The sequence below is a fragment of the Uliginosibacterium sp. H1 genome, from assembly GCF_036017065.1.
GTDB lineage: Bacteria > Pseudomonadota > Gammaproteobacteria > Burkholderiales > Rhodocyclaceae > Uliginosibacterium.
In genome coordinates this window covers 1,336,528-1,350,920 of the sequence record NZ_JAYXHR010000001.1, presented here as the reverse complement: position 1 = coordinate 1,350,920, position 14,393 = coordinate 1,336,528, and the positions used below count along the sequence as shown (strand labels likewise).

At 64.6% G+C, this 14,393-nt stretch carries 14 protein-coding genes; 3 read left to right on the top strand and 11 right to left on the bottom strand.

Annotated features, from left to right (window positions below):
• Nucleotides 1-5: 5 nt before the first annotated feature.
• The 10 genes from VVD47_RS06180 to VVD47_RS06135 all read right to left on the bottom strand — a co-directional run bounded on the left by VVD47_RS06180 (nt 6) and on the right by VVD47_RS06135 (nt 10,726).
• Nucleotides 6-902 (bottom strand): ABC transporter permease, encoded by an 897-nt coding sequence (locus VVD47_RS06180; protein ID WP_327602524.1) that lies wholly within the window; start codon nt 900-902, stop codon nt 6-8.
• Nucleotides 899-1,774, bottom strand: a complete 876-nt coding sequence (locus VVD47_RS06175) for an ABC transporter ATP-binding protein (protein WP_327602523.1) — start codon at nt 1,772-1,774, stop codon at nt 899-901. Before VVD47_RS06175 ends, VVD47_RS06180 begins: the two co-directional genes overlap by 4 nt.
• Nucleotides 1,775-1,796: 22 nt before the next feature.
• Entirely contained in the window at nt 1,797-2,840 is a 1,044-nt protein-coding gene (locus VVD47_RS06170) for an ABC transporter substrate-binding protein (RefSeq protein WP_327602522.1), read from the bottom strand.
• A gap of 68 nt (nt 2,841-2,908) precedes the next feature.
• Nucleotides 2,909-3,832: a TauD/TfdA dioxygenase family protein gene (locus tag VVD47_RS06165; protein WP_327602521.1), complete on the bottom strand. Its 924-nt coding sequence runs from the start codon at nt 3,830-3,832 to the stop codon at nt 2,909-2,911.
• A gap of 194 nt (nt 3,833-4,026) precedes the next feature.
• Nucleotides 4,027-5,598: a rhodanese-like domain-containing protein gene (locus VVD47_RS06160; protein ID WP_327602520.1), complete on the bottom strand. Its 1,572-nt coding sequence runs from the start codon at nt 5,596-5,598 to the stop codon at nt 4,027-4,029.
• Between the two features lie 54 nt (nt 5,599-5,652).
• The gene (locus VVD47_RS06155; RefSeq protein ID WP_327602519.1) at nt 5,653-6,438 is read right to left on the bottom strand and encodes an SDR family oxidoreductase; all 786 of its coding nucleotides are present in this window, start codon (nt 6,436-6,438) and stop codon (nt 5,653-5,655) included.
• 9 nt (nt 6,439-6,447) lie between these two features.
• Entirely contained in the window at nt 6,448-7,422 is a 975-nt protein-coding gene (locus VVD47_RS06150; protein WP_327602518.1) for a Bug family tripartite tricarboxylate transporter substrate binding protein, read from the bottom strand.
• Between the two features lie 76 nt (nt 7,423-7,498).
• On the bottom strand, nt 7,499-8,998 hold the full coding sequence (locus VVD47_RS06145; protein ID WP_327602517.1) for a tripartite tricarboxylate transporter permease: 1,500 nt from the start codon (nt 8,996-8,998) through the stop codon (nt 7,499-7,501).
• A gap of 2 nt (nt 8,999-9,000) precedes the next feature.
• Nucleotides 9,001-9,513: a tripartite tricarboxylate transporter TctB family protein gene (locus tag VVD47_RS06140; protein ID WP_327602516.1), complete on the bottom strand. Its 513-nt coding sequence runs from the start codon at nt 9,511-9,513 to the stop codon at nt 9,001-9,003.
• A 352-nt stretch (nt 9,514-9,865) separates the two neighbouring features.
• Nucleotides 9,866-10,726, bottom strand: coding sequence for a LysR substrate-binding domain-containing protein (locus tag VVD47_RS06135; RefSeq protein WP_327602515.1), 861 nt, complete (start codon nt 10,724-10,726; stop codon nt 9,866-9,868).
• A gap of 1,055 nt (nt 10,727-11,781) precedes the next feature.
• On the opposite strand from VVD47_RS06135, the gene VVD47_RS06130 reads away from it, so the two are divergent.
• From VVD47_RS06130 to VVD47_RS06120, 3 genes are all read left to right on the top strand, one after another.
• Nucleotides 11,782-12,378: a hypothetical protein gene (locus tag VVD47_RS06130; protein ID WP_327602514.1), complete on the top strand. Its 597-nt coding sequence runs from the start codon at nt 11,782-11,784 to the stop codon at nt 12,376-12,378.
• 102 nt (nt 12,379-12,480) lie between these two features.
• Nucleotides 12,481-12,984 carry a hypothetical protein gene (locus VVD47_RS06125; protein ID WP_327602513.1) on the top strand — a complete coding sequence of 168 codons (504 nt, stop codon included), beginning with the start codon at nt 12,481-12,483 and terminating at the stop codon, nt 12,982-12,984.
• 118 nt (nt 12,985-13,102) lie between these two features.
• Nucleotides 13,103-13,387, top strand: a complete 285-nt coding sequence (locus VVD47_RS06120) for a hypothetical protein (protein ID WP_327602512.1) — start codon at nt 13,103-13,105, stop codon at nt 13,385-13,387.
• A gap of 496 nt (nt 13,388-13,883) precedes the next feature.
• On the opposite strand, the gene VVD47_RS06115 is transcribed toward VVD47_RS06120, so the two are convergent.
• Complete coding sequence (locus tag VVD47_RS06115) at nt 13,884-14,351, bottom strand: hypothetical protein (RefSeq protein WP_327602511.1); 468 nt, start codon at nt 14,349-14,351, stop codon at nt 13,884-13,886.
• Nucleotides 14,352-14,393 lie beyond the last annotated feature (42 nt).

Genomic DNA, 14,393 nt, shown 5'->3' with positions numbered 1-14,393 from the left:
AGAACTTAGCGCTGCAGCCCCCAGCGGCGCACCGTCACCCGTTCCAGCGTCTGGAATCCCAGTGTCTCCACCAGCAGGCCGATGATGATGACCAGCGCCAGGCCGGCGAATACCCGGTCGGTATACAGCTCGTTGCGGTTCTGGAAGATGTACCAGCCCAGGCCGCCCTTGCCGGACGAGGCACCGAACACCAGTTCGGCGGCGATCAGCGTGCGCCAGGCGAAGGCCCAGCCCACCTTGAGGCCGGCGAGGATCGACGGAAGTGCTGCGGGAACCAGGATCTGCAGCACGTAGCGCAGGCCACGCAGGCCGTAGTTGCGGCCGGCCATGCGCAGCGTTTCCGGCACGCCCTGGAAGCCGGCGTAGGTGTTGAGCGCCAGCGGCCACAGCACCGAGTGGATCAGCACGAAGATGAGGCTGCCCTTGCCGAGGCCGAACCACAGCAGTGCCAGCGGCAGCAGCGCGATGGCGGGCAGCGGGTTGAACATCGCCGTCAACGTGGACAGCAGGTCGCGGCCGAAGCGGGTGGACACGGCCAGCGTGGTCAGCACGAAGGCAGCGAGGATGCCTGCCGCATAGCCCTGCAGCAGCACGCCGATGGAGATGCCGGCACGCATCAGCAGCTCGCCATCGCTCAGCCCTTGCACCAGCGCCTTGCCGGTCTGCAGGAAGGTGGGGAAGAGCAGGTCGTTGTTCTGGATGCGCGCGGCGATCTCCCAGGCAATGGCCAGCACGACGAGGATGAGCCCGCGGCGTAACCAGTCCTGCTGCCAGATGCGCTGCGTCCACGGCAGCGGACGTTCGGCGGCGCGCGGCGACAGTGGCGGCAGCGCGTGCTCGAACTCCGGGCGGATCGGCGGATCAGGAGGGAGCGACTGCGCGGGCGACAGCGGCGCGTTCATGCGCTGAGCCTTTGCGATCCCGTCTGCTGGCGATGCAACAGGCCAGCGTGCGCCGACTGCACAGCAGCGCTGCTCGCCACATCGTCGAACAACAGACCGTGGATGCGCTGCGTGGTCTGCTGGAACTCCGCACTGCCCTGGCTCAGCAGATCGAACTGATGGCTGTTGATCTCCGCACGCAGGCGGCCGGGGTGCGGCGACAGCAGGCCGATGCGGTTGCCGACGATCAGCGCTTCCTCGATGGAGTGGGTGACGAACAGCAGCGTGAAGCGCACCTCCTCCCACAGCGCGAGCAGCTCTTCCTGCATCTTGCGGCGGGTCAGCGCGTCCAGCGCGGCGAAGGGTTCATCCATCAGCAGCACGCGCGGTTGCATGGCCAGCGCACGCGCAATCGCCACGCGCTGCTTCATACCGCCAGACAGCGTGTGCGGAAAGGCATTGGTGAAGGGGGTGAGACCCACCTTGTCGATGTAGTGCTTCGCACGCTCGACAGCTTCGGCGCGTCCCAGCTTGCGCGAGGCGAGCAGCGGAAAGGCCACGTTGTCCAGCACGGTCTTCCAGGGGGGTAGCTGGTCGAACTCCTGGAACACCACGATGCGGTCCGGTCCCGGTGCGCTGATCGCGCGTCCGTCCAGGCGGATCGCCCCTTCCACCGGCGGCAGGAAGCCGGCGATGGCCTTGAGCAGCGTGGACTTGCCGCAACCGGACGCACCCAGCAGCACGAAACGATCCGCTTCATGCACGTCGAAGCTGACCTGGTGCGTCGCGCGCACCACGTGATGCGGCGTGCGGTACTCCAGGCTCACGCCATCCACCTGCAACAGCGGCGCGCCTTCGAAGGAACTGGATTTCAGACTGGTCACGGTGGCCACGCTGTATTTCCTTTGTCGGTGCTCAGCTGCCGCCGTTGATGTGGGCGTCGTCGAAGAAGTAGTCCTTCACCGAAGCGGGCTTGTTCTTGATGGCGCCGACGCGGTGCAGGAACTCGGCGAGACCCTGGGTGTTCTGCGGCGTCAGCTTGAACTGCACCTCGGGGCTCTTGATGATCTTCAGCAGCAGCGCGCGATCCACGTTCGAGTTGTTGGTGCGGATGAAGATGTCGGCGGCCTGTTCCGGGTTGCTGGCGATGAGCTTGGCGGCATCGTTCAGCGCGTCGATGAAAGCCTTGTAGGTCTTCGGGTTGTCCTTGCGGAATTTCTCGGTGGCGTACAGCACGGTGGCGGAGGCGGGGCCGCCCAGCACGTCGTAGGAGTTCAGCACCACGCGCGCATTCGGGTTGCCGGCCAGCTCCTGTTCCTGGAATGGCGGGTTGCCGAAGTGGGCGGTGATCTCGGTGCCGCCCTTGATGATCGCTGCAGCGGCGTCCGGGTGCGGCACGGCGACCTGCAGCTTGTCCAGCCGCGCGAACTCCTTGTCGCCCCACAGCTTGGCGGAGGCCAGTTGCAGCACACGGGCCTGCACCGAGACCGATACAGACGGCAGCGCGATGCGGTCCTTGTCGCTGAAGTCGGCAATCGACTTCACGTTCGGGTTGTTGGTGACGAGGTAGTAGGGAAAGTTGCCCAGCGAGGCGATGCCGCGCACGTTCTGGCGGCCGTAGGTGCGGTCCCAGATCGTCAGCAGCGGGCCGACACCGGCACCGGCCACGTCGATGTTGCCGGCGAGCAGCGCGTCATTCACGTTGGCGCCGCCGGACAGCTTCACGAACTCCACCTTGATGTCGATGCCCTGCGCCTTGCCGTGCTTCTCGACCAGCTTCTGGTCCTGCGCCACGTTGAGCAGCAGGTAGACCACGCCGAACTGCTCGGCGATGCGCAACTGGCCTTCGGCGTGTGCGAGGCCCGGCGTGGCGAGGCCGGTCACCAGCAGGCTGGCGCTGGTGAGCAGGGTGGCGAGCGTGCGCGGCAGGCGACGTGTGGCAGGGCGGGGCAGGGCCATGATTTCCTCTGTGGCGGTTTGATTGAATGTGGGCAATGAGTGAGTAGCGTGGGCAGTGCGGGCGGCGCCTAGAACGGCTGGCTGCCTTCGATGGTCGTGCGGTAGAGCTTGCGGCGCAGGTGGTCGGACGTGCCGGCAGCAAGGTGGGTCACCGCGCGGTTGTCCCAGAACACCATGTCATGCGGCTGCCAGCGGTGGCGATACACCAGCGCGTCCTGCGTGGTGTGCGCGAAGAGTTGCGCCAGCAGCTCGCGGCTCTCGTCTTCCGGCAGATCGACGATGCGCGTCGTGAAGTGCTCGCTGACGAACAGCGCTTTGCGGCCGTTCTCCGGATGCGTGCGCACCACGGGGTGGACGACCGGTTTCACTTCGTCGATCTGCGCCTGCGTCAGCTTCGGCCGCCACGGGTTGCGCGCACGCAGTTCCTCGTAGCGCGCCAAGTAGTGATGCTCGGCACGCAGGTTGCTGACGGTCTTCTTCAGCGCGTCCGGCAGCGTGTCCCAGGCCAGGTGCTGGTTGGCGAACAGCGTGTCGCCGCCTTCCGACGGCAGCTCCTGCGCATGCAGCATCGAGCCTAGGCTTGGCCGCTCCACATACGACAGGTCGGAGTGCCAGAAATGGCCGGCGTCACCCAGGCCGATGGGCTGACCGTCTTCCTTGATGTTGGAGATGATCAGCACCTCCGGATGGCCGGCAAGCTGGAAGTTGCGCAGCACGTGGATCTGCAGCGGTCCGAAGCGACGGCTGAAGTCCACCTGCTGTTGCGGCGTAATGCGCTGGTCGCGGAAGACCAGCACGTGGTGATCGAGATGGGCGCGGTGGATGCGCGCGAAGTCTTCGGCAGACAGCGCTTGGTCCAGATCGAGGCCGATGACCTCCGCACCCAGCGGGCCGGGCAAGGGACGGATGTCGATGGCGGCCGGGCGCGACAGCGCAGCGACACGAGGTGGTGCCGACGAGGTGGATGCCAGAGCTGCAGACGATGCCGTCATGATCAATGGCCCGCTTCTGTGGCAGGCACTCGGTATGGACGACGACAAATCTACGAGCACGGCGACGCGCCGCTAAATACTGATTCCTGTTTTGCTTAGCAGGATTGCCGGCATGTCCTTATCTGCATGAAGGCCCCTGCGCGTGCGCAGGTTCGTTACACGCGCGCAGATGCGTCCAGAACAGGCGTCGAGTGTCAGGCTTGCGGCAGCGGGCGGAAAACGCCCAGCTCGTCCTCGGTGCATTGCGCCAGCAGGCCGGTTTCCCATGCCAGGTAGCGGCGTGCCGCGTCCAGGTTGCCGTCGTGGCGGTCGTGCACGAAGAACAGGTAGTCGATGGCCTCCGCGTCGCTCGGTGAGTCCGGTGTGGCTTCACGTGGCAGGCCGCTGTCCCGCGCGGTCTGCCAGTCGGCGAGCAGTACCGTCTTTGTTCCCGCTTCCTGCAGATCGCGAGCGGCCAGCGCGGCGAGCACTTCGTCGTCGGCGATCAGCACCACGGTTTCCGCGGCATGGCTGCGGATGCGCGCGCGTGTCGTCCACTGCGTGCCGGCCAGATGGTCCGCGCGGTAGTTCAGGCTGGGGCGCAGGTCGAGGATAGGCGTGCCGGCCTGGGCCAGCTCACGCAGGGTCGAGGCCTGCGCCCTGGTGGGCGCGACCGGCAGCGCAGGCGGCGTGATCGTCGGCAGGCGCAGGTCGGCGCGGATGCCGCCTTCGACGACGGCGGCCTCGAAGCCGAGCTGGCTCAACCAGGCGGCGACCGTCGGCGCGCGGATGCCTTCGTCATCCAGTACGAGGATGCGCGCCGGCCGCACCGCCACGTACTGGTCGGTGGCCTGGACCAACTGGCCGCCGGGTGCGTGATGTGCGCCGGGCAGGGTGCCGGCGGCGTATTCGTCGGCGGTACGGATGTCGAAGGCGTAGCTGCTGCGCGTCGGGTCATCGAGCCAGGCCTGCGCGGCAGTGGCGTCGAGGAAGGCGACGCCGGCGCGTTGCGCGTAGCGGTGGGCACCTTCGCGCTGAGCCTTGTGCGTCGCAGTCAGCTCGATGTCGGGAATTTCGCGCGGGCTGTCGTGTTCCAGTTCCAGGCCGGCGAGTCGCCAGCCCTGCGTGCCGTTTTCCAGCGCGATGACCGGATTGGGCAGGCCGACGTGACGCAGGGTCTGCGCACCGATGATGCTGCGGGTACGGCCGGCGCAGTGCACGACCACCGGTGTCTGCTTGTCGGATAGCAGCGCGAGCACCCGCAGGGCGAGTTCGCCGTTGGGCACCGGCAGCGCGCCGGGGATGGCCATCTTGCGGTGCTCGGCCGGCGTGCGGCCATCCACCAGCAGCAGGGGTGCCTTGTCCTGCAGGCGCTGCTGCAGTTCGGCGGCGGACAGGTGCGGCGTGTGGCATACCTGCTCGACGAGTTCGCCGAAAGTCTTGGACGGCAGGTTCACGCCCTTGAACAAGGCGCAGCCGGATTGCGGCCAGGCTGCAGCGCCACCTTCCAGCACGCTGATGTCGGTGTAGCCGGCTTCATGCAGGCGCGAGGCGGCGCGTTCTGCCACGCCGCCATTGGTGTCATCGGCGTCGATCAGCACGATGCGCACGTCGCGACGCGGCAGGCGCGCAGGAGCGTCCACCTCCAAGCGGCTGTAGGGCAGGTTGATGGCGAAGAAGGCATGGCCTTCGCCGAACTGGCCGGGCTCGCGGACATCTATGAGGGCCAGCTCCGCGCCGTCGTTCAGCCACTGGCGCAGCGTGGCGGGTCCGGCTTTCCGGGTCATGGATTCACTTTCAGCAAGAGAGGAAGGAGAGGCGTGCAACCACGCTTCTCCGGTTCAGAGCAGCCCGCGCGCGATGCCGCCATCGACGTTGATGGACTGGCCCACGATGTAGCTGGCGCGCGCCGACAGCAGGAAGGTCGCCACGTCGGCGATCTCCTCCGCCCGCGCGAAGCGCCCGATGAGGATCTCCTCCGCGAAGTGGGCGATCACCTCGTCCACCGGCAGTTCCTGTTCGCGCGCCATGGTCTCGGCGCGGTCGCGCCACAGGCGGGTCAGCGTGCGGCCGGGGTTGATGGCGTTGACGCGGATGCCGTCGGTGGCCAGTTCGGCCGCCAGCGTTTTCGTCAGCGCCAGCAGGCCGGCCTTGTGCACGTTGGACACCACCTGGTTGGGGTAGGGCATCTTGGCAGCGGCACCGCCGAACAGCAGCACACGCGGGCTGTTGCCGGCCCGCAGCTTCGGCAGGAAGCCGCGCACCAGACGCACACCGCCCAGCACGTTGTGCTCGTAGTTGTGCAGCCAGGCTTCGTCGTCCAGCTCCTCGAAGCGCGCGCGGCGGCTGCCGCCGGTGGCCACCACCAGCGCGTCCAGCGCCGGTTCGGTCCAGCCGTCGAGCAGGGCCTGCACGGAGGCCGCATCGGTGACGTCCACCGCCACCGCGCCGACCGGGCGGCCGGTTTCCTTCGTCAGCGTTTCCGCCGCGCGGGCCACCTTGTCCGGCGTGCGCGCGGCGATGGTCACCCGCGCGCCTTCCTTCGCCAGTGCGCGGGCGGTGGCGTAGCCGATGCCTTCGCTGGCGCCGACCACCAGCACCCGGTCGTCATGCAGTTGCAGGTCCATGCCCGGTGCTCAGTCAACGGTGATGTTGGCCTGCGGGATGATCTTCGCCCACTTGGCGAAATTCTCCTGCACCTGCTTACCCAGCTCGGCCGGTGCGCCAGCCGCGGTTTCGAAGCCGAGGTCCACCAGCTTGGCCTGGATTTCCGGTTCGGCCACGATCTTCTGGATCGTCGCGTTCAGCTTGTTCACCACCGCAGCCGGTGTGCCGGCCGGGGCGAACACGCCCTGCCAGTTGGTCACGTCGAAGCCGGGCAGGCTCTCGCCCACGGCGGGCACGTCCGGCAGTGCGACGGCGCGCTTGGGCGTGGTGACGGCCAGCGCCACCAGCTTGCCGGCCTTGATCTGCGGCACGGCCGGCGCCAGCGTTACGAACAGACCGTCGATGTGACCACCCACCACGTTGGTGACGGCCGGGCCGCCGCCCTTGAAGGCGACGTGGGTCCATTCGGTCTTGGTCTCGGCCTGGTACAGCACGGCCGACAGGTGGCCGGCGCTACCGCTGCCCGGCGAGCCGATGCTCAGCCCCTTGCCTTTCTGTTTGGCGACGGCCGTGAAGCCCTTCAGGTCCTTCACGCCCAACGCGGGATTCACCACCAGCACCTGCGCGGCGGTGGTCACCAGCGCGACCGGCGCGTAGCTCTTCACCGGGTCGTAGTTCACGTTCTGGTACAGGCTGGGGTTGATGGCCAGCGCGTCGGACGCGACCAGCAGGGTGTAGCCGTCCGGCTTGGCCTTGGCGACGAATTCGAAAGCGGTGTTGCCGTTGGCTCCCGCGCGGTTCTCCACCACGAAGGGCTTGCCCAGCGTGGCTTCGAGGCGCTGGCCCAGCAGGCGCGCGATGGTGTCCAGGCTGCCGCCGGCGGCGGTGGGGACGATCAGGCGCACCGGCTTCTCGGGGTAGTCGGCGGCGAAGGCGGTGTGGGCGTTGAGGCCGACGGCAGCGATGACAGCGCCGGCCAGGATGCGCAGGGTATTGCGTTTCATGTTGAAGCTCCTTGTGGGATGACGTTCGGGTACGGGGTTCGGTACTCGGGGTTCAGAGAAAGGAAGCGAGCGGCGCTCACTCCTGGAAAGCCACCTCGCGGCCGCGACGGATCGCCGGCACGAGCAGGGTGATGAGCAGGACGAGCGCCGCCGCCAGCAGCGTCGCGCTGATCGGTCGCGACACGAAGACGCCGAAATCGCCCTGGGTGATGATCAGCGCGCGACGGAAGTCCTCCTCCATCAGCGGGCCGAGGATGAAGCCCAGCAACAGCGGCGCCGGGTCGCAGTCCAGCTTGATGAAGACGTAGCCGAGCAGGCCGAAGATCGCGGTGAGGAACACGTCTGCCGGATTGCTGGACAGGCTGAACACGCCGATCGCGCAGAACAGCAGGATGGCCGGGTAGAGCAGGCGGTAGGGGATGCGCATCATGCGTACCCACAGCCCGATCAGCGGCAGGTTGAGCACCACCAGCATGATGTTGCCGATCCACATGCTGGCGATGACGCCCCAGAACAGGTCTGGCATGTCGTCCATGATCTGCGGGCCGGGCACGATGCCCTGGATAGTCAGCGCGCCGAGCAGCAATGCGGTGGACGCGCCCGAGGGCAGGCCCAGCGTCAGCAGCGGCACCAGCGCAGTCTGCGCCGCCGCGTTGTTGGCGGACTCCGGCGCGGCCACGCCTTCGATGGCACCCTGGCCGAAGCGCGACGGGTCCTTCGCCAGCTTCTTCTCGGTGGAGTAGGCGGTGAAGGCCGCCAGCGCTGCACCCGCACCGGGCAGCACGCCCAGCAGCGAACCGATGCCGGTGCCGCGCAGGATCGCGCGCCAGGACGCGGCGAAGGCCGCACGGTCCGGCCACACGCGGCCGATGCGGTGCTGGATGCTGCGCTCGCCTTCCGGCCGCTCCAGGTTGGCGATGATCTCCGACACGCCGACCAGGCCCATCGAGATCACCACGAAGCTGATGCCGTCGGCCAGCGAGCTGAAGCCGAAGCTCAGGCGCGGCTGGTTGGAAGACACGTCGGTGCCGACCAGGCCGAACACCAGGCCGGTCAGCACCATCGCGATGGCCTTCAACGGATCGCCGCGTGCCAGCACCACCGCACCGATGAGGCCGAAAGCCATCAGCGCGAAGTTGTCCGCCGGGCCGAACTCCAGCGCGAGGCTGGCCAGCGCCGGCGAGAACAGCGCCATGAACAGCGCGGCGATGGAACCGGCGATGAAGGAGCCGATGGCCGCGATGCCCAGCGCCACGCCGGCCTGACCCTTCTGCGCCATCGCATGGCCGTCGATGGCCGTCACCACCGACGAGGGTTCGCCGGGCAGCTTCATGAGGATGGCGGTCGTCGAGCCGCCGTACTGCGCGCCGTAGTAGATGCCCGCCAGCATGATGATGGCGGTGACTGCCGGCAGGCCGAATGTCATCGGCAACAGCAGCGCGATGGTGACCACCGGCCCGACGCCGGGCAGCACGCCCACCACCGTGCCCAGCAGCGCACCGAAGAAGCAGTACATCAGGTTATCGACCGTCATCACCACCGACATGCCGAGCGCGAGGTTGTGCAGCAGCTCCATGCTCAGCCTCCCCAGCCCGACAGATCAGGCCACAGGTCCACCGGCAGGCCCAGCCCGTAGCGGAAGACCAGCACCACGATGGCCGACAGCGCAAGCACCAGCAGCGGCAACTCGAAGCGCGCACCCTTCCAGCTCGCCACGCGCGCCGCGACGATCAGCAGTGCGGACGCCGGCACCAGCCCCGTCGTCTCGATGGCGAAGCCGAAGCCCAGCAGGCCGACGGTGCCGGCCACGATGGGCAGCGGCGCGAAGGCCGGCAGCGGATCGTCAGCGCCGCGCAGTCCGCGCAATGCGATGACGAAGCCCAGCGCGCCGAGCAGCAGCCCCAGGCGCAAGGGCAGGTAACCCGGCCCCATGCGCTGCGCGGAGCCCTGCGCCAGTTCCGCGCCCTGCACGGTGACGACGATGCCGATCAGCAGGAACAGCAGACCCGCGAGGAAATCCTTCTGGCGGAGAGCGCTGGAGACACCGTTCGAGAAAAACCGGTTGGAGAGAAGCGAAGAGAGCGACGACATGGACAGCAGACCTTTGACCGGAACACGCGCCCGTTCTGCCGGGCGACGCTGCGATGCGGGCGGGTGGATGCACATGGCATCCACGCGTCGCATCGCTCTGTCAGGACTCTATGAGGCTGACCTGCTGTGACGAACGTCGGATAACTGATTTGCTTATGCGATGAAGCCGGGGTTGGCGAAGTGTGGAGAAGGTGCTGTCGCCGCAATGCGCCGCCAGTAAGGGCTTTGCACGATCCGGGTCACGACGCCCTTGCCTGCGGTCGAGGGGCAATGCATTAGCGTCAGGAATGGATTGTTTGCAATCGCTAATCGGTCGCCGCCATTCCTGACGACCGGAAAGCGGTGCGAATGCTCAGCCGTTGGCGACCAGCCGGCTGGCGATCAGGTCGAAGGCCTGGCGCACCAGCGGGTTCACCGTGCTCTTGCGGATCCACAGGTAATAGGTCACGTCCGGCAAGGGCGGCAGGCCCTCGTTCGGCCCCAGGGTGCGCAGGTCCGGCGTCAGCATCTCCAGCGTGCGCGCCGTGACACCCAACCCGGCGCGGATCGCCGCCTTGATGCCGATCAGACTGGACGAACTGTAGGCCAGCCGCCAGGGCACGCGCTGCGCATCCAGCGCCTCCAGCGCCAGCCGGCGAAAGATGCTCGGCTCGTCGATCAACACCAGCGGCAGCGGCTGCTGCGGCACATGCACGAACTGCGACGCGCAGATCCACAGCGTCGGCAGGGTGCGCAGCACGATGCCGTGCAGCCGCGGGTCCTCGCGCGTGGAGATCGTCATGTCCAGCTCGCCGCGATGCAGCGCCTCCATCAGGTGCGGACTGCGCGCGACGTTGATCTCCAGCTTCAGGTTCGGTGACGAGCGCGCGATGTGGCTCAGCAGCGGCGGCAGCAAGGTGTCCGCAATGTCATGCGGCGCCCCGATGCGCAGCGAGCCCACCAGCGCGCTGTCCGACAGCGAGCGCATCGCATCGTCGTTCAGGCTCAGCATCTCCCGCGCATAACGCAGCAACTGCCGCCCGTGATCGGTGAGCTGCTTGGTCCGCCCTTCGCGCTGGAACAACGCCACCCCCACCTGCGCCTCCAGCCGCTGCATCTGCTGCGTCACCGCCGACTGCGTCAGCCCCACGCGCTCCCCGGCAGACGTGAAGCTGCCTTCATCCGCCGCAGCGACGAAGCTGCGCAGGAGTTCGAGGTCCAGGGTGGGGAGCATGGTGATGCGGGAGGCGGGACTGCGGGCGGTGGGGTGTCAGTCTGGCATGGACGCCGTTGTCGCTAAAGCAGGATTGCGTCGTAGCTTATGCTGCGCGCGATACTAGGTTGACCCGGCGGAACTGGCTCCCGCCGTAATTGCGGTGCTTGCGCGTTGCGCTTGGCCGGGAGTTCGCCCCGGCGGGCGAGTTACCTTTTGCTGCGCGGCAAAAGGTAACCCAAAAGCGCGCCCCGCTTCCGCCGCCGCGCTTCGCGTGGTTCCCTGTGCTGCTCGCCATGACGAGCGGCTGCGGAACTCGCGCTGCGCGCTCAGACATCGTCGCCGTCGCGCTCCGCGCGATCCCTCGTCACGGCTGTGCTGCTCGGCGGCTGCAGAGGGGGAGTGGGATTCGTGCCGGATTGCCGCGCTTTGCCTTCATGGATAGCGCCGTGTGAAGCATGCAGACGGTATGCTGCGGCCTTGTCTGCGAAGTGAAGTTTTTGTCGATTCTGTTAATGGGTATTGAACAGAGGGTCGCCTAGGCAGAAAACCTTGTGTGACAAGCCTTTCCGGATGCTGGCCGGCGCCATGTTAGGCAGCAAAGCTGCTCCCTAAAACAAGTTAGGTACGTCACTTCATTCTGCTATGACTAGGCTTGAGTTTAGAAACCTGCTTCACGAGATATGGCTGAAGTCCGATACGGATTTTTCTGGCATCGGAATTATTGTATGTGACACACCAATCTACTTGCCGATCATAAATCTGCGAGGAGATTTGCCAAGCATCTCAGGCACAACCGCCGAAGTCCTGTCACATTTATCGAGTACTAAAAGCAAATACCACGACGGATTTCACATACTTAATGAAGCGGGCTTGATCACTCATGTTGCTCAATACTTCTCACCGCCTATTGCTCGAGACGTCCATTTAGATAGAAACCGACCTATTGGAGGACGTTTTGTTGCAGGCATTTTTGGATCAACTATTCCTGGAGTTTTAATGATCGGCATAGTTAGTGAAGGGCACGGTCTATCCATATTCGAGGATGGACACGAAACCCACTTTGAGACGCTAAAATGATCGGCCTTCTGCCTATTGGGCGAATTATCACTCTTGTCGCCGTTGCTTACTCTGTCGTTACCGGGCTGATTTTATGGGCCGTTTACGATAATCAAACTGGATTTTCAACTGCCATATCAATCGCAAGCGGTGGCTCAGCGGCACTGCATCTTCTTTTGCTTGGATTGTTCCATTTTGGATGGCAATGGCTTTGGGAGAAGTTCCCTGCGCTGAACAAATGGCTATTTCCAAATCTAAACGGCACTTGGACGATGGTGATTCATTGGGAGTGGGAAGGCAAAAGCGGAACGTCTTACGCAAAGGCGATCCTAAAACAGGATTTTCTGAAGATTGGAATGGATGTAGATGCTGAAGATTCCGATTCGGAAACATTGTTGGCAAAGCCAAAAAGAGATCCCGAAACAGGTCGCGGCGTACTTTATTATGTATTTCTCACCACGCCGAAACATAAGTCAGGCTCCGTTCCTCAGGCGCCATATAAAGGTGCAGCTATTCTAAAACTTAGCCTTGAAGGCGGCGAACTACTTCAAGGGAATTACTTCACTAGTCGGAAAACAGTAGGCCATTATGAACTCACTCGGGCTTTTACCTAACCCGGCAGTCGAGCGGGGATGGCCACAAGCTGCGCTCGTGGTTCCCTACGCTTCGCTCCGGCTGCCCCTCACTTCCACGTTGAGGGTCACAAGAATGAAGTCATGTATGAGCATCTAAAAGGACTAACAAAGAATGGGGTGCCGGACTTTAGTAGCCTGAAGCGGTTCTCAGAATCTGAAACTGCTAACTTGAATGAGACGCACATTGAAGCCCCCTTCGAGTACGTTCAATACCTCAAAGAGGTTGGCCACGGCGAATGGCTAGATGAAGATGGTTTTGCGCCGTACTACTTCCTTCCCACATTAGAAAATGCGTCTGAAGAGTATTTCAAAGACACTCTGATTTATGAAATTGACGCCGATAGCCCGGCTGCAAAAGGAATAGTGTGGTTGTTCGCCTGTGACAGCATTGGCCAAGGGTTTGGCTTTGACAGCGGGGATAGTTGGCGCGTCGTGCGCATTGACACCGGTCGATCAGTAGAACGGCTAGACCTGTCATTTCTCAAGTTCATCGAGGGCCTTGTTGTTTGTTATCCAATCGCCCCTGTGAGTTATGCAGATGGCAAGTGGTTCGATGGATGCGGGGATAGCTACCCCGATGAATGACTGCAGGTTGACGCCCAACCCTTCCATCGAGAGGACGCTTTCCGGCCTACGGCCTCCAAGCGCCTCTCATGTCAAACGTTAGAGGTCACCGATAAATGAGTATCTGCGGCTCTCAGCAATGACAACGGAACTCGCGCTATTTGAAGCTGCCAATGGCCATCTGTCTTTGGAGTGTGGCGGCCTGCCAGATAGCTACTGGCAGTCGGTTGTTGAACTCCTGGAGAAAGAGAAGGGCTTCTCCCGCTCGGGCAAACCGGTGATCGGTGCTGGAGAGATGATTCACCAAAGTTTCGTGGCCGAGAATTTCTCGTTATCGTCGGGTTGGGACAACTGGTCAGGTCACCACTTGTTGGCGGAGAGCGACGAAGGAGATCACTTCTTACGCCAGCTCTATAGAGGCTGAAAAACCATGCCGCGTAGTGCAGCCCGACCTCTAATTCCACGTTGAGGCTCACCGGATCAAGTCTGCACGGCCAAATCCCCCCTCTGTAGCCGCCGAGCAGCACAGCCGTGACGAGGGATCGCGCGTAGCGCGACGGCGAGGACTGTCTGAGCGCGTGAGCGCGAGTTCCGCAGCCGCTAGTCATGGCGCGCAGCGCAGGGGACCGTGCGAAGCACGGCGGCGGAAGCGGGGCGCGTTCTCTGCATACTCTCTGCCGCGCAGCAGAGAGTATGTCGCCCGCCGGGGCGAACTCCCGGCGCTGCGTAACGGGTGACCACTGGCCTTGCGGCGGGAGCCGGCAGCATATAGGGCGCAGTGACCGCAGGGCATTGCGCCGGATGCGCTCAACCGGCGAGCGCCCGTGCCCTGAGCTTGTCGAAGGGCTGGCAATACTTGCGTAACCTGGCTTCGACGGGCTCAGCCAACGGCGGCGCGCGGGGCGCCATGCGCTTCGACCTTACGCAGCAGTGGATTCGACTTGCTGCCGTGCCTGTCCCACCAGCCCGAGAAACTCACCAACCCCCACTAGCCCGAAGTTCACATACGCCGTCTGCAGCAGCACATACCTGCGATCCGTCTCGGTGCGGTCGCCGCGACTCAGGGCGAGGTTGAGGTGGCCGAGGTGGGCGGCGGCGTGGGCGACTTCGGCGACGGCGATGACGTAGGCGGATTGTTCCGGCGTCATGTCGCCCACTTCTTCCGCCAGCTTGGCGAGTGCCTTGAACCAGCGCTTGGTGCCGAGGTCGGTGTCCAGTTCGCCTTCGCGGAAGCGGCGGATGTCCTTGATGGCGGACTCCACGGTGGGTCGTGCGCGGCGGTGCGTGACCCAGGCGTAGCTCTCCACGCGCGCGATGGTGTCGTCGAGCAGGTCGTAGAGATCGTCGAGGCTGGTGTCGGTGCTGGCTGAGAGGGAGATGTGCGACATGCTGTTTCCTTTTTCCTGTCCGGTTTCTGTTGGTGAGTACCG